At 62.5% G+C, this 18,567-nt stretch carries 18 protein-coding genes; 15 read left to right on the top strand and 3 right to left on the bottom strand.

Translation table 11 applies throughout. The features are described from left to right. Positions 1-102: 102 nt before the first annotated feature. The gene (locus tag JQ624_RS29800; RefSeq protein ID WP_212422481.1) at positions 103-1,089 is read left to right on the top strand and encodes a sialic acid TRAP transporter substrate-binding protein SiaP; all 987 of its coding nucleotides are present in this window, start codon (positions 103-105) and stop codon (positions 1,087-1,089) included. Here JQ624_RS29800 and JQ624_RS29805 read toward each other — a convergent pair whose 3' ends face one another. Both JQ624_RS29805 and JQ624_RS29810 read right to left on the bottom strand, forming a co-directional pair. Next, positions 1,090-2,001: a ribokinase gene (locus tag JQ624_RS29805; RefSeq protein WP_212422482.1), complete on the bottom strand. Its 912-nt coding sequence runs from the start codon at positions 1,999-2,001 to the stop codon at positions 1,090-1,092. A 2-nt stretch (positions 2,002-2,003) separates the two neighbouring features. Next, complete coding sequence (locus tag JQ624_RS29810; RefSeq protein ID WP_212422483.1) at positions 2,004-2,915, bottom strand: sugar kinase; 912 nt, start codon at positions 2,913-2,915, stop codon at positions 2,004-2,006. Positions 2,916-3,190: 275 nt separating this feature from the next. On the opposite strand from JQ624_RS29810, the gene JQ624_RS29815 reads away from it, so the two are divergent. The 14 genes from JQ624_RS29815 to JQ624_RS29880 all read left to right on the top strand — a co-directional run bounded on the left by JQ624_RS29815 (position 3,191) and on the right by JQ624_RS29880 (position 18,065). Then, complete coding sequence (locus JQ624_RS29815; RefSeq protein ID WP_212422484.1) at positions 3,191-4,450, top strand: Glu/Leu/Phe/Val dehydrogenase; 1,260 nt, start codon at positions 3,191-3,193, stop codon at positions 4,448-4,450. Next, the gene (locus tag JQ624_RS29820) at positions 4,447-5,295 is read left to right on the top strand and encodes a VOC family protein (protein WP_212422485.1); all 849 of its coding nucleotides are present in this window, start codon (positions 4,447-4,449) and stop codon (positions 5,293-5,295) included. Before JQ624_RS29815 ends, JQ624_RS29820 begins: the two co-directional genes overlap by 4 nt. Before the next feature lie 198 nt (positions 5,296-5,493). Continuing rightward, on the top strand, positions 5,494-6,201 hold the full coding sequence (locus tag JQ624_RS29825; RefSeq protein ID WP_212422486.1) for a TetR/AcrR family transcriptional regulator: 708 nt from the start codon (positions 5,494-5,496) through the stop codon (positions 6,199-6,201). 831 nt (positions 6,202-7,032) lie between these two features. Next, complete coding sequence (locus JQ624_RS29830; RefSeq protein ID WP_212422487.1) at positions 7,033-7,842, top strand: ABC transporter permease; 810 nt, start codon at positions 7,033-7,035, stop codon at positions 7,840-7,842. A gap of 98 nt (positions 7,843-7,940) precedes the next feature. Further along, positions 7,941-8,936, top strand: coding sequence for an ABC transporter substrate-binding protein (locus tag JQ624_RS29835; protein ID WP_212422488.1), 996 nt, complete (start codon positions 7,941-7,943; stop codon positions 8,934-8,936). A 176-nt stretch (positions 8,937-9,112) separates the two neighbouring features. Beyond that, positions 9,113-9,958, top strand: a complete 846-nt coding sequence (locus tag JQ624_RS29840) for an ABC transporter ATP-binding protein (protein WP_212422489.1) — start codon at positions 9,113-9,115, stop codon at positions 9,956-9,958. Between the two features lie 12 nt (positions 9,959-9,970). After that, positions 9,971-11,374, top strand: a complete 1,404-nt coding sequence (locus JQ624_RS29845) for a mandelate racemase/muconate lactonizing enzyme family protein (RefSeq protein WP_212422490.1) — start codon at positions 9,971-9,973, stop codon at positions 11,372-11,374. After that, a complete protein-coding gene (locus JQ624_RS29850) occupies positions 11,371-12,522 on the top strand; it encodes a Gfo/Idh/MocA family protein (protein ID WP_212422491.1) in 1,152 nt (383 codons plus the stop codon). Before JQ624_RS29845 ends, JQ624_RS29850 begins: the two co-directional genes overlap by 4 nt. A 12-nt stretch (positions 12,523-12,534) precedes the next feature. After that, positions 12,535-13,728, top strand: coding sequence for a dihydrodipicolinate synthase family protein (locus tag JQ624_RS29855; protein WP_212422492.1), 1,194 nt, complete (start codon positions 12,535-12,537; stop codon positions 13,726-13,728). Beyond that, positions 13,728-14,591, top strand: coding sequence for a sugar phosphate isomerase/epimerase (locus JQ624_RS29860; RefSeq protein ID WP_212422493.1), 864 nt, complete (start codon positions 13,728-13,730; stop codon positions 14,589-14,591). The genes JQ624_RS29855 and JQ624_RS29860 overlap by 1 nt, the downstream gene beginning before the upstream one ends. Before the next feature lie 234 nt (positions 14,592-14,825). Continuing rightward, complete coding sequence (locus JQ624_RS29865; RefSeq protein ID WP_212422494.1) at positions 14,826-15,116, top strand: hypothetical protein; 291 nt, start codon at positions 14,826-14,828, stop codon at positions 15,114-15,116. Between the two features lie 200 nt (positions 15,117-15,316). Continuing rightward, positions 15,317-15,697, top strand: a complete 381-nt coding sequence (locus JQ624_RS29870) for a hypothetical protein (protein WP_212422495.1) — start codon at positions 15,317-15,319, stop codon at positions 15,695-15,697. 115 nt (positions 15,698-15,812) lie between these two features. Further along, positions 15,813-17,177: an MBOAT family protein gene (locus JQ624_RS29875; protein WP_212422496.1), complete on the top strand. Its 1,365-nt coding sequence runs from the start codon at positions 15,813-15,815 to the stop codon at positions 17,175-17,177. 111 nt (positions 17,178-17,288) lie between these two features. Further along, positions 17,289-18,065 carry a hypothetical protein gene (locus JQ624_RS29880; RefSeq protein WP_212422497.1) on the top strand — a complete coding sequence of 259 codons (777 nt, stop codon included), beginning with the start codon at positions 17,289-17,291 and terminating at the stop codon, positions 18,063-18,065. A gap of 41 nt (positions 18,066-18,106) precedes the next feature. On the opposite strand, the gene JQ624_RS29885 is transcribed toward JQ624_RS29880, so the two are convergent. Continuing rightward, on the bottom strand, positions 18,107-18,538 hold the full coding sequence (locus tag JQ624_RS29885) for a c-type cytochrome (RefSeq protein WP_409334387.1): 432 nt from the start codon (positions 18,536-18,538) through the stop codon (positions 18,107-18,109). Between the last annotated feature and the right edge of the window lie 29 nt (positions 18,539-18,567).

An 18,567-nucleotide genomic window follows, 5' to 3' on the forward strand; every position in this document is an offset into this window, starting at 1 on the left:
TGGACTTACCGCGGCGCCAGTCTGCTTGCGTCTGCCGATCATTTCGGCAACGTTGGCGCCGGAAATCCAAGGGGTCTCCGGCGGTCGGTTTTCGGAGGGTATATGTCCGTTTGGACGTTCTATCTCAGATTGATAGGTGCGACCATCATCGCCCTGGTTATTGGTGGCCCAGCTTACGCACAGACCAAGCTGAAATGGGCGCATGTCTACGAGGTCACCGAACCCTACCACACCGAGGCATTGTGGGCGGCCAGCGAGATCAAGAAGCGCACCAACGGCAAATTCGATATCGCGGTGTTTCCGGCTTCCCAGCTCGGCAATGAGAACCAGCTCAATGAAGGGCTCGGGCTCGGCGCCGTCGACATCGTCTACGTCGGGATCAACTTCGTCGCGGCTACCTACCAGCCGCTCGGCATCACGGGCGCGCCGTTCATGCTGCGCGATCTCAATCACTGGAAGGCCTATCGCGACAGCAAGCTGTTTTCCGATCTCGTGCAGGGCTACGACGAGAAGACCCGGCACAAGATCGTCGCGCTCACCTACTACGGCCAGCGCCACGTCACCGCCAACAAGCCCATCCGCAAGCCCGAGGACATGAAGGGCATGAGACTGCGTGTGCCGCCGGCGCCGCTGTTCCTGATGTTCGCCCAATCCGTCGGCGCCAAAGCAACGCCGATCGCCTTTTCCGATGTCTACACTGCGCTTCAACAGGGGTTGGTCGACGGCCAGGAGAATCCGCTGCCGACGATCATGGCCAAGAAATTCTACGAGGTGCAGAGCCACATCGTGCTCACCGGCCACATCACGGAATCGATGGTTACGGTGGTCGGCAGTCACGTCTGGAACAAGCTGACGCCGGATGAGCAAAAGCTGTTTGCGGATACCTTGAAGGAAGCCGCCGCGAGGGCGACAGAGGCAATCGAGGCGTCCGAGAGGGTTTTGGCCGGGGAGTTCAAGAAGCTCGGCAAGACCGTGGTCGAGCCTGATCGCGAGGCGTTCCGAAAGGCGGCGATCCCGCTGCACAATGATGCGTCCGCCGGGGCTGGCTGGACCAGGGCGCAGTACGATGAGTTGCAGGCGCTGAAGTAGCTAGCCGCGCAATGCCGCCACCTCGGCGGCCGTCGGCATCGACGGTGCGGCGCCCATCCGCTGCACGCAGATCGATGCGGCGGCATTGGCGTAGCCAAGCGCGTCGCGGATCGCGTTTCCATTGGCAAGCTGCGCGGCGAGGGCGCCGACAAAGCAGTCGCCAGCGCCGGTGGTGTCCACCGCCTTCACGGCGCGCCCCGCAATCAGCGAGGGCTCGCCGCCCACCAGCGCGAGCACGCCGCGCTTGCCCAGCGTGACGCAGATGATCTTGTCTGAAGCGGTTGGCAGGCGCCGCGCTGTTTCAACGAAACGGGCGGGCTCGTCAGTATCGTGAAGTTCGGTCTGCGCGAGAAGCCCAAGCTCGGTCTCGTTGAGAATGAGGATATCGACGAGATCGAGTAACTCGGGGCTGCAGGCCATCGCCGGCGCGGGATTGAGGATGGTGGTCGCTTGGGCCGCGCGCGCCCGTTTGAAGAAGGCCGCGATCGTGGGCAATGGGATTTCGAACTGGCTGACGGCGACATCACCCTTGGCGAGCACGGGGGCGGCGACGTCGTCGGCACTGACGAGCGCGTTGGCGCCGGGCACCACCACGATGGTATTGTCGGCATTGGCGATGGTGATGATGGCCGTCCCGCTATGGGTCCCGGCGGTGTCCTTGACCAGCGCAAGGTCGACGCCTTGCGCGGCGAGGAACGTCCGCAATTGCCGGCCGAACGCATCTGTGCCCAGCCGGCCGATCAGCGTGGTCGATGCACCCAGCTTCGCCGCGGCAACCGCCTGGTTCGCACCCTTGCCGCCCGGAAAATAATGCACGGCGTTGCCGGCAACGGTCTCGCCGACCCTGGGATGCCTGGTGGCCGTCGCCACCACATCCATATTGATGCTGCCGGCGACGAAGACGCGTCCCATGCCTAATCCCAAAATTCCTTCTTGCGCCCGATCTGGAACTCCTGCCTGACGGCATCGATATCGGCAAGCGTCGGCAATCCAGCCTCGTTGCCGAGGCGCTGGATCTTGTAGGTCGAGGCCGCGCGCGCAAACTCGAAATGATCCTGCCAGCTTTTAGCGGGATTGCTGAGATAGGAATAGACATAGGCGCCGTGGAAAACGTCGCCGGCGCCGTTGGTGTCGATCACGCGCTCGGGCGCGATTGGCAGCGCCGGTAGCTTGCGGACCGCGCCGGTCTCGTCATACCAGAGCAGGCCTTGCTCTCCCATGGTGACGCCGCCGACCCGGCAGCCGCGGCTCTTGAGATAGTCGAGCATGGCGTCCGGCGTCTTGTCCATCTGTTCGCACAGCCGCTCGGCCACGATGGCGACGTCGATGAATTCCAGCAGTTCATGGGTATTGGTCCGCAGGCCGCCGCCATCGAGCGAGGTCAGGATGCCGTCCTCGCGGCAGAGCTTGGCGTAGTGGATTGCAGCATCCGGCTGGTGGCCGTCGACATGCAGCGCGCGGCAACCCTTCAGGTTGAGGATCGGAAACGGATGAATATGCTCGTCGTCGCGGCAGCGCACGATGGCGCGCTTGCCGTCCTTTGGCATGATGAAGGACAGCGAGGAGGAGTTGACCTTGCGCGGATGGATCGAGATTCCGTATTTCGCGCTCATGTCCTGAAACATGCGGCCGAGCCAGTCGTTCGCCACCGTTGCAATCAGGTCGGGCACGATGCCGAGCTTGGCGCAGCAAAACGCCGCGGTGACGGCGTTGCCGCCAAAGGATACCGCATAGGCGGAGGCCACATGTTTCTCGTCGCCGGTCGGCATGTGGTCGGTGATGAAGGTAACGTCGATATAGGTCTGTCCGATGAAGAGAGCCTGCATTCGTTTTCCGTCATGAGCTGAGGGGTGGTCCCGGCCCGGCGTACACACATTAGCACCGGTTATCGGATGCATTCGCTGAAATTATTCGCAACCGTGCCGTCTTTGCAGCTTGAGATGGGAGTATGAGGAGACTACGACCGTTCTTGGGCTGGTTTCTTGGGCTGGTTTCTTGGGGCTCGTGCTTGGGCTAATCCTCGGGGCCATCGCCAGCATCTGCCGATAACGGCCGACCGCGGCTCGCGGTTCCTGACGGTGCGACAAAAGTGGAGGAAATGATGACCGTTTATTCCGGTCCGGTGTTCGACATGGCGGTTAACCAATTTGGCGTCATCGCCAACCATCTCGAAATTCCGATGGATGAGCGCGACCGAATCCTGATGCCGAAGCGGTCGGTTACCGTCTCATGCCCGATCCACCGCGACGACGGCACGGTCGCCGTGTTCGAGGGCTATCGTGTCCAGCATCACCTCACCCTCGGCCCGACCAAGGGCGGCACGCGGTTTGCGCCCTCCGTCGACATCGGCGAGGTCGCGGCGCTCGCGATCTGGATGAGCTGGAAATGCGCTCTGGTGGGGCTGCCCTATGGCGGCGCCAAGGGCGGCGTCAATGTCGATCTCTCCACCATCTCCAGGCGCGAGCTGGAAGGGCTGTCGCGCCGCTACATGCAGGAGATGATTCCCTTCGTCGGTCCGCATACCGACGTGATGGCGCCCGACATGGGCACCAATGAGCAGGTGATGGCCTGGTTTATGGACACCTATTCGATGTACCAGGGCCGCACCGTGACCGAGATCGTCACCGGCAAGCCGGTATCGTCGGGCGGCACGCTCGGCCGGCGCGAAGCGACGGGGCGCGGCGTCGCCTATCTCGCCAGGCGCGTGCTGAAGGAGCTGTCGATCAATCCGGGCACCGCGACCGCCGTGATCCAGGGCTTTGGCAATGTCGGCTCCTATGCGGCGCTGGAGTTGCATCAGTACGGGTTGAAGATCATCGCCGTCAGCGATCACACCGGTGCGCTGCACGATCCGAAGGGGCTGGATATTCCTGCGTTGATGCACCATGCGGGAAGGCACGGCAGCATCGCTGGCTTCTCCAACCAGCTCGCCTTCGATCCGGAGCAATTGCTCACGCTGCCATGCGACGTTCTGGTGCCGGCGGCGATGGAGCGGGTGATCGATGCGAAGGTCGCCGAAAACCTCAAATGCCGGGTGCTGGCCGAGGGCGCCAATGGCCCGACCACGCCGGATGCCGATCTGGTGTTGGAGAAGCGCCAAAGCGAGGTATTCCTGATCCCCGATATTCTCTGCAATTCCGGCGGCGTGGTGGTCAGCTACTTCGAATGGGTGCAGGACCTGCAGCAATTGTTCTGGGAGGAAGAGGAAGTGACGCGGCGCGAATACGCGATCCTCGATCGCGCCTTCGACCACATGGTGCAGCGTGCGAGAGCGGACAATATCCCGCATCGGACCGCGGCGATGGCGATCGGCGTGGAGAAGGTCCGCGCCGCCAAGAACACGCGAGGCCTGTTCCCGTGATCACCGGCCTCGATCATGTCGTCGTTCTCACCGGCGATATCAACGCGGCCTCTGCCGCTTACCAGACCTTGTTTGCCCGCGCGCCGTCCTGGCAGTACAGCGGCGATGGCGCCGATCGCGTCCTGTTCACGCTCGATAACACGACGCTGGAATTGGTGGCGCCGAACGGCGAGGGCGCCAATGCGGACCGCATTCTCGCGGTGCTGGCCGCACAGGGCGAGGGACTCGCAAGCATCTGCTTCCGGACCAGCGACATTGCCAGAATGCATCGCAGGCTCGACCGGCTCACGCTGAAGCCTGATCCCATTGCTGAGGTCGAAAGCCGCGATGCGATCTCCGGTGCGACGCTGTCATGGAAGCGCACGCGAGCGGCAACGGAAACCACGCGCGGCGTCCGTATGTTCTTCCTCGAGCGCGACAAGGAGCGGCCGCTGTCGGTGCGAACCACGACGGGATCGATCACGGCGCTGGACCATGTCGTGGTCTCGACGCCGGACCCCGAGCGGGCCGCAGCGCTCTATGGCGCGCGGCTCGGCCTCGACATGGCGCTCGATCGTTCGCACCCGGACTGGGGCCGGCTGATGTTCTTCCGCTGCGGCGACCTCATTGTCGAGGTCACGCACCGGCCGGGCAAGGAGACGGATACGTCGCAGGACCGGCTGCGCGGCCTGTGCTGGCGCGTCTCCGATATCGACGCCACCCACGCACGGCTCGTCGAGGCCGGCGTCGACGTCTCGGAAGTCCGCACCGGCCGCAAGCCGGGGACGCGGGTCATGACGGTGCGCAGCGGCACGTGCGGCGTCCCGACGCTGCTGGTGCAGCCGTCGGCGGGGCCCTCGTCCTGATCCGCCCCATTCGTCATTGCCTGCGATAAACGCGGAGCGTTTGCGCAAGGGAGCGCAAGCGACGAAGCAATCCATGCTCCACGTGCGGAGAGATGGATTGCTTCGCTACGCTCGCAATGACGGGGATAGAGCATCATTCATTCTCAAACGCTTCCGCGCGTGCTACAGCTTGCTTCGTGCAACCATCGAGCAATTGATTTGGCAAAGGCAAAACGCGTTCAGAAATGGCAGCGCGACCCCGAGGGGATGCGGATCCGCATTCTCGAGGCCGCCAAGCAGGAATTCGCCGCCCATGGCCTGGCGGGCGCGCGCGTCGACCGCATCGCGGCCAATGCCGGCGCCAACAAGCGCATGCTGTATTACCATGTCGGCAACAAGGAAAACCTTTACCTTGCGGTGCTCGAAGGCGCCTATGAGAAGATCCGTTCCGAGGAGCGCGGGCTCGATCTGGAACATCTCGACCCGCCCGAGGCGATCGAGCGGCTGATCGACTTCACCTGGAACTATTTCCTGCGTAACCCGGAATTTCTGGCGCTGCTCAACACCGAAAATCTTGCCAAAGCGCGCCATCTGAAGCGCTCGACCAAGGTCAAATCGATGCACTCCCCGTTCGTCGAGATGATCCGCACGGTGGTGACGCGCGGCGTCGAAAGCGGCGATTTCCGCGTCGCTGTCGATCCGGTGCAGCTCTACATCTCGATCGCGGCGCTGTGCTTCTTCTATCTCTCTAATAGCGCCACGCTCTCCGTGATCTTCGGCCGTGACCTCCTGAAGAAGGAGGCGAGGGACGAGCGTCTCGCCCACATGGTGGCGCTGGTACTGGCGGCGCTGACAGGCAAATCGACCGCGGATTTCGGCAAGGCCGTAGAGCAAGGCGTGCGGTCCCCGGCGCATCAGCCGGTTTAGCTGTCGTTCCTGCGAACGCAGGAACCCATACGCCGCGGCCCGGCGGATGAAAGGCGGTGGTTGACGCCTTGCTTACTCACAACGCCCTGTGGCTATGGGCCCCTGCGTTCGCAGGGGCGACAGAATTTGCGGCGCGCCCGTCGCGCGCCTCGTATATCGAACAAACCTGTCAAACAGCCAACGCGTACTCACCAAACACAGTTTCGCGATCTCGCGGCATCATCTGCCCGAGCTTTGCTCTTGAACTTCCCGCCCTCTTGTTCAGAGGGCGCGGGGAAGACCGGGTGCTGGCTGCACCCGCGGTCCCGCGTGCCAATGCACACAAAAAGATGCGGCACACGAGCATACAGGTACAGCGGGAGCATCCCGGCCTTCCCTGCGCAATGGCTTTACGGCTTACTTCGTGCTCTTCCCGGAGAACGGCTTTCTTGCCTCCATCGCCGCGCGGAAAGCTTCCGCACGACTTAACGCCAGCACCGCGGCGCCCGAACCACACGACTTCGCCGTACGCTCAAGGCGCGTACGTCTCGCGCGCCTCTCGCGTCCACCGCATCCCACCGCACGTCCGTGACGATCGCGAGCGCCCCTCAATGGGTGAGACGGGCGGAGATATGCGGCTGATTTGCGCGACGTGTGAAGCGGAATATTTTTGATTCCCGGGCTTGACACGATTTCGGAAAATCAGAAGTGATTTGAGCGCGGGCAGTTTGGCGCACTCGACACGCACCGGCGTAGCGCGAACGCTTGACAAAATACTGCACGAAATCCCGCTTGCCAGTATTTATCCAACGGGTTAATTTCGTCCCGGAAAAGACGAACAGGGAGCGGGACGTGGCCGAGCTGAAGCGCGAGAGTGGCGTGTCGAAAGCGCTGAATGCGGCGTGGCTGCGGCCGTTTCTGTTCCTGATCTTCATCGTGGTCATCTGGGACCTCACCATCCGCGTATTCCGAATTCCGGCCTACCAGATCCCGGCGCCCGGCGATGTCGTGGCTGTGCTGTGGACCGACTGGCCGGAACTGCTGCGGCAGGCGTGGCCCACCACCTACGCCACCCTCTGCGGCTTCCTGCTGTCGGCCGTATTCGGCATCCCCGTCGCCATGTTGATTGCGGGATCGAAGACCGTGGAAAGCTACGTCTATCCGCTGGTGGTGTTCTCGCAGTCGGTGCCGAAGATTGCGATCGCGCCGCTGTTCGTAGTGTGGTTCGGCTTCGGCATCATCCCGAAAGTGATCTCGGCGTTTCTGCTCGGCTTCTTCCCGGTGGTGGTATCGGCCGTGCAGGGATTCAAGTCGGTTGACCCCGACATGGTCGATCTCGCGCGTGCGATGCAGGGCAGCCGCTTCCAGGTGTTTCGCGCGGTGAACCTGCCGCACGCAATGCCTGCGATTTTCTCCGGGCTGAAAGTGTCAGTGACGCTCGCGGTCGTCGGCGCCGTGGTCGGCGAGTTCGTCGGCTCCAATTCCGGTATCGGCTATGTGTTGCAGCGCTCGATCGGCACCTTCGATCTGCCGACGATGTTCGCGGCTCTCGTGATTCTGGCGCTACTCGGCGTGGTGCTGTTCTGGGCCGTCGACCGTATCGAGCGCCTCGTGATTCCCTGGCATGTCAGCCAGCGCGAAGACATCATTTTTGCTTCTTGAGGACTACTGCACGAAAACAACAATACGGCACGTCATTGCCTGCAACAAACGCTTCGCGTTTGTTGCAGGCAATGACGAAAAAACAGGGAGGAAGACAAATGCGATTGATAGCTGCAGTTTTCGCGACGTTGATCTGGACCGCGCTTTCAGTGCTTCCCGCATCGGCCGCCGACAAGGTCGTGCTGATGCTGAACTGGTACGTCTATGGCGAACACGCGCCGTTCTATTACGGCAAGGCCAAGGGCATCTATGCCGCCGAGGGTATCGACCTCGAGATCCAGGAAGGCCGCGGCTCGGCGGCGACCACGCAGGCCGTTGCGGCCAAGACCGCCAATTTCGGCTATGTCGACGTGCCCACCATGATGCGCGCGGCCGTGAAGGGCGCCCCGATCGTCGCCACCGGCGTGCTGCTGCAGACCAGCCCGATGTCGGCGATGGGCCTTGTCGAAAAGAACATCAAGAAGCCCGAGGACATCAAGGGCAAGACGGTGGCGATCACCCCGGCTGACTCGATGACGCAGATCTGGCCGCTGTTCCTGAAGAAGACCGGCCTGAAGGAAAGCGACTTCCAGACGGTGGCCGGCGACGGCCAGACCAAGCTGAACGCCGTCATCAACGGCCAGGCTGACCTGCTGCTCGGCTACGTCATGGATCAGTCGATGAAGATCAAGGATGCCACCGGCAAGGACGTCAACGCCATCAAGTTCGCCGACTACGGCATCAACATGGTCTGCTCGGGCGTCGTCGCCAACACCGACTTCGTCAAGGCCAATGCCGATCTGGTCAAGCGCTTCATGTCGGCGACGACCAAGGCGGTCGAAGCCGCCGAGAAGGACCCGAAGGGCGCGGCGCAGTCGATCCTCGACGCCAACCCGAAGGGCGGCAAGATCGAGACGCTGACGCAGGGTTTTGAGCTGACGATCCCGCTCTACCGCACGGCGGAAACCAAGGGCAAGCGGCCGTTCCAGGTCACCGACCAGAACATGACCGACACGGTCAACCTGATGGTCGAATATGGCGGGCTGGATGCCAAGGCCAAGGACAATCCGAAGGCATTTTACACCAACGACTACCTGCCGCAGGGCGGTTCGTGAGCGGACTTGCGACGATTCTATCGTCGTTCCTGCGAACGCAGGGACCCATAACCATCGGCCCTGGTTGTTGCAGATGGTATCTACCAGGGTGCCCGAACGAAACGACACGGCATATGGGTCCCTGCGTTCGCAGGGACGACGGGCTGTGGGAGGTTCTTCCGAATGGACTCACCTGAATGAACCCGGCGACTAAACCATCCGATATGAGCCAAGGCGCCCACCTGCGCCTGGTGTCGGATCGCGCCGGCGGCGCCGCGCCCGGCATCACGCTGTCAGGCGTCTCAAAGACCTATCGTTCGCGCGACGGCGACGTGCCGTCGCTGCGGCCGCTGGATTTCCACATCAACGAGGGCGAGTTCTTTGTCGTGGTCGGCCCGTCCGGCTGCGGCAAGTCCACGCTGCTGAAGATGATCTCCGGGCTGCTGGCGCCATCGACCGGTGAAATCCTGGTCGAGGGCGAACAGGTGACGAAGCCGCACGGCAATGTCGGCATCGTGTTCCAGAACGCGTTGCTGCTGCCCTGGCGCAACATCCTTTCCAACGTGATGTTGCCGATCGACATGAAACGGCTGTCGCGCGAAAAATATCTGCCGCGGGCGAAGGCGCTGTTGAAACTGGTCGGGCTCGAAGGGTTCGAGAAGAAGCTGCCCTGGCAATTGTCCGGCGGCATGCAGCAGCGCGCCTCGATCTGCCGCGCGCTGGTGCACGATCCCAAGATCATGCTGATGGACGAGCCGTTCGGCGCGCTCGACGCCATGACGCGCGAGAAGATGAATGTCGAGCTGATGCGCATTCAGCGCGAGACCGGCAAGACCGTACTCCTGATCACGCATTCGATTCCGGAGGCCGTGTTCCTGGCCGATCGCGTGCTGGTCATGACCGAACGGCCCGGTGCGATCGCGGCGATCTACGACGTGCCGCTGCCGCGCCCGCGCTCGCTCGACGCCATGGCCGATCCCGCCTTCACCGAGCTGGTGCAGCGGATTCGCAAGCATTTCTTTACCCAGAGCGCGCTGGACTGAGGCAGGCCTTCGATGCCGTATCGTTTGTCCGTACGCGATATATCGTTCTTTGAGCGCCCGGTGCGTTTTGCTCGGCCGTTCCGGTTCGGTGCGGTCGTCATCAACGGGACGCCGCAGGCTTTCGTGCGCGTCGAGATCGAGGTCGAAGGCAGGGGTAGGGCTGTCGGCGCCAGCGCGGAGTTTCTGGTCCCAAAGTGGTTCGACAAGCGGCCGCAGCTTTCACCGCAGGAGACGGTTGAGGAGTTGCGGCGTTCGCTGCTGATCGCGCGCGACATCTATCTGGCGTATTCCACCTTCGAGACCGCATTCGGCCTGCACGCCGCCTGTATCGGCGCGCAGGTCGAGGCTTGCGCCAGAGAAGATATCCCACCACTGGCGGCGGCCTACGGGCCGGCCGAAATCGACAAGGCGATCCTGGATGCGCTGCTGCGCTGTACAGGAGCCAACTTCTTTGATGGCATGGCGGCCAATATCGCTGATGTCGATGCGCGGCTGTCGCGCGATCTGACGGAAGCCGACGTGTCGCAGTTTCTTGCCGGCCGCAAGCGGCTGGAGCGCGTGGCAATCCGGCACACGGTCGGCATGGATGACAAGGTCGAAGGCGAGGGCGGTGCCGCTGACATCAGGGAAAACGCCGGGGCGCGTTATTTCAAGCTCAAGCTCAACGGCGATCCCGCGCACGATGCGGAGCGCCTGATCCGGATCGGCAAGGAACTCGCCACACTGCCGTATGGCTACCGCGTCACGCTCGACGCCAATGAGCAATATGCCGATCTGGCGGCACTGAGCACGCTGGTCGATCGGCTCGATCGGGATGCTGCGCTGCGGCCGATCGCGCAAAAGCTCTTGTATATCGAACAGCCGATGCCGCGCGACATCACGCGCCAATCGCCGCTCGGGGCGCTGGCGCGGCGCGACTTCATCGTCGATGAGGCTGACGATTCCTACGACGCCTTCCCGGTGGCCCGGGCGCTCGGCTATCGCGGCATCTCCTCGAAATCCTGCAAGGGCATCTACAAGTCGGTGATTAACGCAACCCGTGCGGCCAAGTGGAGCGCGGGCGGCGAAAAATGCTTCATCGCCGGCGAGGACCTGACCTGCCAGGCGGGCCTTGCGGTGCAGCAGGATCTCGCACTCGGCGCATTAATCGGCGTCACCCATGCCGAACGCAACGGCCATCATTACGTCGACGGTTTTGGCGACACGCCGGCCGCCGAAGCGGAGGCGTTTTTATCAGCGCATCCCGACCTCTATGTCCGCGACAGCGGCAAGGTTCGGCTTGCGATCCACGACGGCGATCTCCTGACGGGATCGCTGACGACACCCGGCTTCGCCACTTCAGTTCATCCGGACTGGTCGGCGATGTCGCCGCTGGCGCACCCGGCAACACGAATTCCCCTGGAGAAAGCAGTATGACGACCAAACGCCTCGGCCTGATCATGAACGGCGTGACCGGCCGCATGGGGCTAAATCAGCACCTGATCCGTTCCATCATCGCGATCCGCGACCAGGGCGGCGTGCTGCTGTCCAACGGCGACCGCATGCTGCCCGATCCGATCCTGATCGGCCGCGATGCGGACAAGGTCGAGCGGCTTGCCAAGCGCTTCAACATCGAGCGCTGGTCGACTGATCTCGACCAGGCGCTGGCCGACAAGAATGACACCATTTTCTTTGATGCCGCGACTACGCAGGCGCGTCCCTCGCTGCTGACCAAGGCGATCGAGGCCGGCAAGCACGTCTATTGCGAAAAACCGATCGCTACCAATCTCGATGAGGCGGTCGCAGTGCTGCGGCTCGCCAACGCCAAGGGCGTCAAGCACGGCACGGTGCAGGACAAACTGTTCCTGCCGGGATTGAAGAAGCTCGCGTTCCTGCGCGATTCCGGTTTCTTCGGCCGCATGCTCTCGGTGCGCGGCGAGTTCGGCTATTGGGTGTTCGAGGGCGGCTGGCAGGAAGCGCAGCGGCCGTCGTGGAATTACCGCAGCGAGGACGGCGGCGGCATCATTCTCGACATGGTCTGCCACTGGCGCTACGTGCTCGACAACCTCTTCGGCGAGGTCGAGAGCATCAGCTGTCTCGGCACCACTGATATCCCCGAACGTTTCGACGAGAGGGGCAAGAAGTACACGGCGACCGCCGACGACTCCGCCTACGCCACCTTCCGCCTCAAGGGCGGCGTGATCGCGCATATCAACATGAGCTGGGTGACGCGGGTCTACCGCGACGATCTCGTCACCTTCCAGGTCGACGGCACCCATGGCTCCGCGGTGGCAGGCCTGACCGATTGCGTGATCCAGGCCCGCCAGGCGACGCCGCGCCCGGTGTGGAATCCCGACGAGAAGCGCACCCACGATTTCTATGCCGACTGGCAGAAGGTTCCCGAAAACGTCGTCTACGACAACGGCTTCAAGGAGCAGTGGGAGATGTTCATCCGTCACGTCTGCGAGGACGCGCCCTATAAATACACGCTGCTGGAAGGCGCCAAGGGCGTACAGCTTGCCGAATGCGCACTGCAGAGCTGGCGCGAGCGGCGCTGGATCGACGTCGCCCCGATCAAGGTGTGAGGAGGCATAACCATGAACAGGCCTGTCCTGCCGATGTCTTCGCTGTCACTGAAACTGCCGACGGCGGATCGTTCGATCGAAACCTATGGCCTGGCGGCGTCGCGGACGTTTCCGGCGAAGCTTGAAGGGACGCTCAACCGCGTGGCGTTCTCGGCCGCGCATGTGGTGGCGGATCCGCTTGCCGATAACGATCCGTGGCTGACATCCGCAATCGACTGGGACCGGACCATTGCGTTCCGCGAGCATGTCTGGGATCTCGGCCTCGGCGTTGCCGAGGCGATGGATACCGCGCAGCGCGGCATGGGGCTGGACTGGCCGACCTCGCTGGAGCTGATTCAGCGCTCGGTCAAGGCGGCGAAGGCCAAGGGCAACGCGCTGGTATTTTCCGGCGCCGGTACCGACCACCTCGCGGTGGAAGACGCCAAGGCCATCGATGACGTGATCCGCGCCTATGAGGAGCAGATCGCGGCAGTCGAAAAAGCCGGCGGCCGGGTCATCCTGATGGCCTCGCGCGCGCTGGCAAAGCTCGGCCGCAACGCCGACGACTACGCCAAAGTCTATAACCGCGTGCTGTCACAGGTCCGCGAACCCGTGATCATTCACTGGCTCGGCGACATGTTCGATCCGGCGCTATCAGGCTATTGGGGCACGGCAGACCTCGACAAGGCGATGGATACAGCGCTTGCCATCATCAATGCCAACGCGGCCAAGGTCGATGGCGTGAAGGTTTCGCTGCTCGACAAGCGGCGCGAGATCGACATGCGCCGGCGGCTGGACAAGAACGTCAGGATGTATACCGGCGACGATTTCAACTATGCCGAACTGATCGCCGGCGACGACCAGGGTTTCTCGCACGCGCTGCTCGGCATCTTCGACGCCATCGCGCCGGCGGCGTCCTATGCGCTGTCGCGGCTGGCCGCGGGCGACGCGGCCGGCTTCCATGACGTGCTGGGGCCGACGGTGCCGTTGTCGCGGCATATCTTCAAGGCGCCGACGCGGTTCTACAAGACCGGCATCGTGTTCATGGCCTATCTGAACGGCCATCAGGATCACTTCACCATGGTCGGCGGGCAGGAGAGCACGCGCTCGACGTTGCATCTGGCCGGCCTGTTTCGTCTGGCCGACGGGGCCGGGCTTCTCTCCAACCCCGAACTGGCGACACGGCGCATGAAGACGGTGCTGGCAACGCGCGGCATCGAGCCCTGATGCGCGATTTTTCTTTCGATCATCGCTGGCTGTCGCTGAATACGGCGACGGTCCGCAAGCAGGGTGATCTCGTTCAGATCATCGAGGCCTGCGCGCGCCACGGCATTCGCGCCATCGATCCCTGGCGCGACCAGGTTGCGGCCATAGGCCTCGACCGCGCGGTGCGGGCCGTCCGCGATGCCGGGCTTGAACTGTCAGGCTATTGCCGCGGCGGCATGTTCACGGCGGATGCGGCGCACCGCATCGAGGCGCGTGACGACAATCGCCGCGCCGTCGACGAAGCCAGAGCGCTGGGCGCGCCCTGCATCGTGCTGGTCGTCGGCGGCCTGCCTCAATATTCGCGCCCGGGAAGCGCGCCCTCGAAGGACATGGCAGGGGCGCGGGCGCAGGTCCGCGACGCGATCGCCGAAATGCTGGATTATGCGAAAGCGGCCGACATGCCGCTGGCGATCGAGCCGCTGCATCCGGCCTATGCCGCCGACCGCGCCTGCGTGAATACGACGAAGCAGGCGCTGGATATCTGCGACCAGCTCGATCCGCAGCGCACCGGCGCGCTCGGTGTCGCGCTCGATGTCTATCACATCTGGTGGGATCCGGAATTGATGCCGGAGATCGCGCGTGCCGGAAAGGATCGTCTGCTGGCGTTTCACGTCTGTGACTGGCTGGTGCCCACGAAGGACATTCTCAACGACCGCGGCATGATGGGCGATGGCGTCATCGACATCACATCTGTGCGATCGGCGGTCGAGGCGCAGGGTTTTGCCGGCTATTCCGAGATCGAAATCTTCTCGAATGACTGGTGGAACAAGCCGATGGACGAGGTTTTGCGGACCTGCATCGCGCGGCATCGCACGGTGGTCTAACGGCCGTCGATCGAAGTCGCTTGTTCACGTCTCAATGGCCGACGGTGTTGTCTCGTATGTGAACTGCTATGCGCTCTTTACTCTGATAACGTAGCGCGAAGAGACAGCGCGCGGTTCCAGATTTAACCTTTTGCGCGGCTATTTAGATTAACAAAGGGTTACCGTTGCGCCCGCATTTGTCGAGGCGCTAGCTAGACCGCACGGAGAACGTCTCCGATAGCGAAGAGCGACAACATGAAAATCCTTTACGCAATTGCGACCCTCGTCCTGCTGTCGACATCGGCACAGGCATGGCAGATCGTGGAACGCTGCACCCACAGCAAGTTCTATGGCAGGGTGTGCACGACGTCCTACCTGGATGATCCGGTGCGCAACGCGGCGCAGGATCAGGAAGACGAAAAGGCAAGACGCGCCAGCATCGAAAAGTGGGAAGCGTTCTGCAAGCCGAAGCGCACCTATGACGATGAAGGCGTCGTCCGTCTGCTTTACGCCCGCAAGGGCTGCGAGTTCGGCCGCAGCGAGTAACCCATCGCTTCCGCTCCTCGCAACCAGCGAGGAGCGCTCCGGGCCTTCCGTGCCCGATGGTTTCGGCGCTTAGCCACGCCCGAAAGACCTCTAAATCTTTATCGACCAAATTGCGATCCGGTTAGTCACGCCGCTTTACGGCGCCTCAATGCTTGTCCGTCATTGCTGACGCACGGCATTCATTTCAAGAGGCAGTGTCCATGCGCGTCTTCATCGCAATCTCGATTGTCGTCGCTTCGGTATCGTCCGCGTCCGCGCAGTTTGCGATGGACCACGGCCACGCCGCGGATGCCGCCCAGGCCGCCCGTGCGGCGAGGGCTGCAGCGGATGCCAAGGCCGCGGCGATTGCCTCCGGCGCGCCGCTACTTCCCAGCCAGCAGACCAATTTCTTCGTCGGCAGCGGCGGCACCATAAAGATCGCGCCGCGGACGGCCGAAGAGCTGAAGGCCGATGAAGCCGCCCAGGCCGCCTGGAAGGAACGCTGCCGGCCGACCGTGGTCGAAGACCGCGAGGGCCTGCGCCGCGTGAAATATGCCGAACGGGATTGCGATCTTTCCCGCTTCAACACCGCCGGGAATTAGAATCCTCCGTATATTTGCGCCGAATCGAGCGGCCTGCTGCGAACCGGCAGTCCGGTTTCGGCTATGCCCTCCCAAGTCGAAATGCTAGAGCTTCCCCGACTACCGTTGGGGCGGCATGACTTTCACTTCCTGGCAGTTCGGCGTCTTCGTCGCGATCGTATTTGCGGCCTATTACCTGCCGGCCCTGCGAGCGTTTCAGGTCCAGCTGCTGGTCTTCGCCAGCCTGTTCTTCTATGGATATGGCCAGCCGGAACTGCTGGCGCTGCTCGCCGTCGCGGTTTTCGGAACCTACCTCTTCCTGGTCCTGGCATTGCGAAACCGGCAGGTCTGGCTTCCGGTCGGCATCGCATTCAACCTCGCGCTGCTCGCGTTCTTCAAATACAAACTGCTGTTCATCGATCCGGCGTCCCCCAGCCTGGTCGACTTCGCGCCGCTTGATTTCCTGCTGAAACTGCCGCTGCCGATCGGCATTTCATTTTTCGTCTTCCACAACATCAGCCTGCTGGTCGACCTCACCCGGCAGAAGGCGACGCCGCCGACGCTGACCGGCGTCTTCCTCTACATCATCTTCTTTCCGCAGCTCGTTTCTGGTCCGATCACGCGCGCGGAAATGTTCATGCCGCAGATCAAGCCGAAATATTTCGCGGACATTGCGTTCGTCGAGGCCGCGAAATGGATCCTGACCGGGTTTTTCTTCAAGCTCTACGTGTCGAACAATCTCAATGAAATGACGTCCTATATAAGCTTCCCGCTCTACGAGACGCTGCAGACCCAGGATCGCTGGTTGCTCGTTTTCCTCTACAGCTATCAGATCTACGCGGACTTCCTCGGCTATTCTGCGATTGCGATCGGCCTTGGTCTCCTGTTCGGCTACCGCCTGCCGATCAACTTCAATCTTCCCTATATCTCGACCTCGTTCTCCGAGTTCTGGACGCGCTGGCATATCTCGCTGTCGACCTGGCTGCGCACCTATCTCTACGTCCCGCTCGGCGGCAATCGGCACGGCGTATGGCGGACCTACTTGAACCTGATGATCGTGATGGGATTAGGCGGCCTTTGGCATGGTGCCGGCCTCGGCTATCTGATGTGGGGGCTGCTGCACGGTCTGCTGCTGGTGCTCGAACGTCCCTTGTTGGCGCGCCTGGCTTCGATCGACTTTGCGGTGTTTCGGGCGGCGCGGATGACCGTGGTTTTTGTCTGCGTCACCATGCTCTGGATTTTCTTCAAGCTGCCGAACTTCGATCATGCAGTCGGCTACCTCGCAGGCATGTTTACGCCGACCACGAATCCCAACCCGACCAAGCTGTTCTACAGCCTGGCGCTGCTCTATTCGCTGCCGGTCATGATTCAGCACCTTGGTTTCCGCCCGCTGTTCGAGGGAAGACTCCGCTGGGCGGAGCCATATCTTTACGGCTCGATGGCCGCGCTGATGTATCTGGAGGCCGGTGCTGAGACGTCGTTCATCTACTTTCAGTTCTAGGGACGAGGAAAAATGTCTGCCGTTCGGTGGTTGATAAAATGTGGTGCCGGCGCGGCGATTGTCTTGATCGCCTGCGGCTTCGCCACCGTTCGCTTCGGCGGCGGGCTGCAAATGCCGGCGGCGACGACGCGGGACGGCACGCTGGTCACCCTGAGCCGTTACCTGCGCGAGCCGGTGCCTGACATCGTGCTGGTGGGCAGCTCGATCACGTTCCGCCTCAAGGAGGAATATTTTGCAACGCCCGGCTTGCGGAATCTGGCGCTTGCGGGAGGCTCTCCGGTCACCGGGCTGGAGATCGTTGCGAAGCAGCCGCGGCTCCCCGGTGTCATTCTGGTCGAGGCGAATGTTCTCGCCCGTCCCACCGATGCTGCGCTGGTCAAACGTTACTCGCGCGGCGATATTGAACCGCTTTTCTTTCGCCCCGTGCGGGCCGCGGTAGCCGCGTATGAGCAGCGTCTTCATGCGCCGCTGACGCATGAGCAGGTTGCGCTCGACCTGCGCCGACTGGTCGGGCAGCCGCCGGGCGATTTCGACAACCGAGTCTATGTGAACCACGCGCTGCAGCAGTTCAATGCGGAGGATCCGACGGATGTCGTTCAGTTCAATGCGAAGCGAGTCGAGGAGTTGATCCGGCTGGTGGAACAACGCGGCGCGCGGGTGTTGCTGTTCGAGCTACCCTATGCCGAACCGATCGAAGGCTCGCGGTTTGCTGCGACCACGCGGGAGATCGTCCACGCTGCGTTTCCGGATTCGAAGCGATGGTTGCCTATCGAAGTGAACCGAAGCGAGCTGCGCTGGGCCGACGGCGTTCATCTCGACGAACGCTCTGCGGTGATCGTAACGCAGGCGATGGAGCGCGCCTTGGCCTTGGCGCGCACGGGAAAGTGACGGGGGAGGCCTAGCAGCCGAAAACGCCTGAGGCTGCGGCGCTATCGCGATTGAGCAAGGAAGGCGATGATTTTCTTTCTGTCGTCGCTCGATGGGAGGCCACCATACGGCTTCATGCTGTTGCCGGGTACCACCTCATCGGGGTTTGCAATGAAGCGATCGAGCTTCTCCTCATCCCAGACGAAGCCTGCCTCCTTCATGGCGCTGGAAAACCCGTAGTCCGGCAGCGATCCTGCCTTCCGTCCAACCACCTTGTGCAGGTTGGGGCCCAGGCGATTGTCACCCTCTCTCACCATGTGACACGTTCGGCAGGCGTTGTTGAACGCCTGCTGCCCTGAGGCGTCCTCTTTGCCTTGTGACGCCTGAGGCAGCACGGAAGGCGATGGAAGCATGAATGCCATTGCGCTCAACGCGCCTACCAGGAACATCCGGTTACGGCGCCGCCGGCCGGCCGTCGGCCAGGCGAGAAGCATGATGAAGTGCCATTGCCTCAATCGATCAC

It is taken from the genome of Bradyrhizobium sp. AUGA SZCCT0283 (assembly GCF_018130385.1).
Lineage (GTDB): Bacteria > Pseudomonadota > Alphaproteobacteria > Rhizobiales > Xanthobacteraceae > Bradyrhizobium.

Bases quoted from the DNA above. Each gene is read 5' to 3' on its own strand.
- JQ624_RS29800 (WP_212422481.1), top strand. From the start codon at position 103: ATGTCCGTTTGGACGTTCTATCTCAGATTGATAGGTGCGACCATCATC.
- JQ624_RS29860 (WP_212422493.1), top strand. From the start codon at position 13,728: ATGCGCGATTTTTCTTTCGATCATCGCTGGCTGTCGCTGAATACGGCG.
- JQ624_RS29880 (WP_212422497.1), top strand. From the start codon at position 17,289: ATGCCGGCGGCGACGACGCGGGACGGCACGCTGGTCACCCTGAGCCGT.
- JQ624_RS29875 (WP_212422496.1), top strand. From the start codon at position 15,813: ATGACTTTCACTTCCTGGCAGTTCGGCGTCTTCGTCGCGATCGTATTT.
- JQ624_RS29865 (WP_212422494.1), top strand. From the start codon at position 14,826: ATGAAAATCCTTTACGCAATTGCGACCCTCGTCCTGCTGTCGACATCG.
- JQ624_RS29805 (WP_212422482.1), bottom strand. From the start codon at position 2,001: ATGGGACGCGTCTTCGTCGCCGGCAGCATCAATATGGATGTGGTGGCG.
- JQ624_RS29885 (WP_409334387.1), bottom strand. From the start codon at position 18,538: ATGCTTCTCGCCTGGCCGACGGCCGGCCGGCGGCGCCGTAACCGGATG.
- JQ624_RS29870 (WP_212422495.1), top strand. From the start codon at position 15,317: ATGCGCGTCTTCATCGCAATCTCGATTGTCGTCGCTTCGGTATCGTCC.
- JQ624_RS29815 (WP_212422484.1), top strand. From the start codon at position 3,191: ATGACCGTTTATTCCGGTCCGGTGTTCGACATGGCGGTTAACCAATTT.
- JQ624_RS29845 (WP_212422490.1), top strand. From the start codon at position 9,971: ATGCCGTATCGTTTGTCCGTACGCGATATATCGTTCTTTGAGCGCCCG.
- JQ624_RS29840 (WP_212422489.1), top strand. From the start codon at position 9,113: ATGAACCCGGCGACTAAACCATCCGATATGAGCCAAGGCGCCCACCTG.
- JQ624_RS29855 (WP_212422492.1), top strand. From the start codon at position 12,535: ATGAACAGGCCTGTCCTGCCGATGTCTTCGCTGTCACTGAAACTGCCG.
- JQ624_RS29810 (WP_212422483.1), bottom strand. From the start codon at position 2,915: ATGCAGGCTCTCTTCATCGGACAGACCTATATCGACGTTACCTTCATC.
- JQ624_RS29835 (WP_212422488.1), top strand. From the start codon at position 7,941: ATGCGATTGATAGCTGCAGTTTTCGCGACGTTGATCTGGACCGCGCTT.
- JQ624_RS29850 (WP_212422491.1), top strand. From the start codon at position 11,371: ATGACGACCAAACGCCTCGGCCTGATCATGAACGGCGTGACCGGCCGC.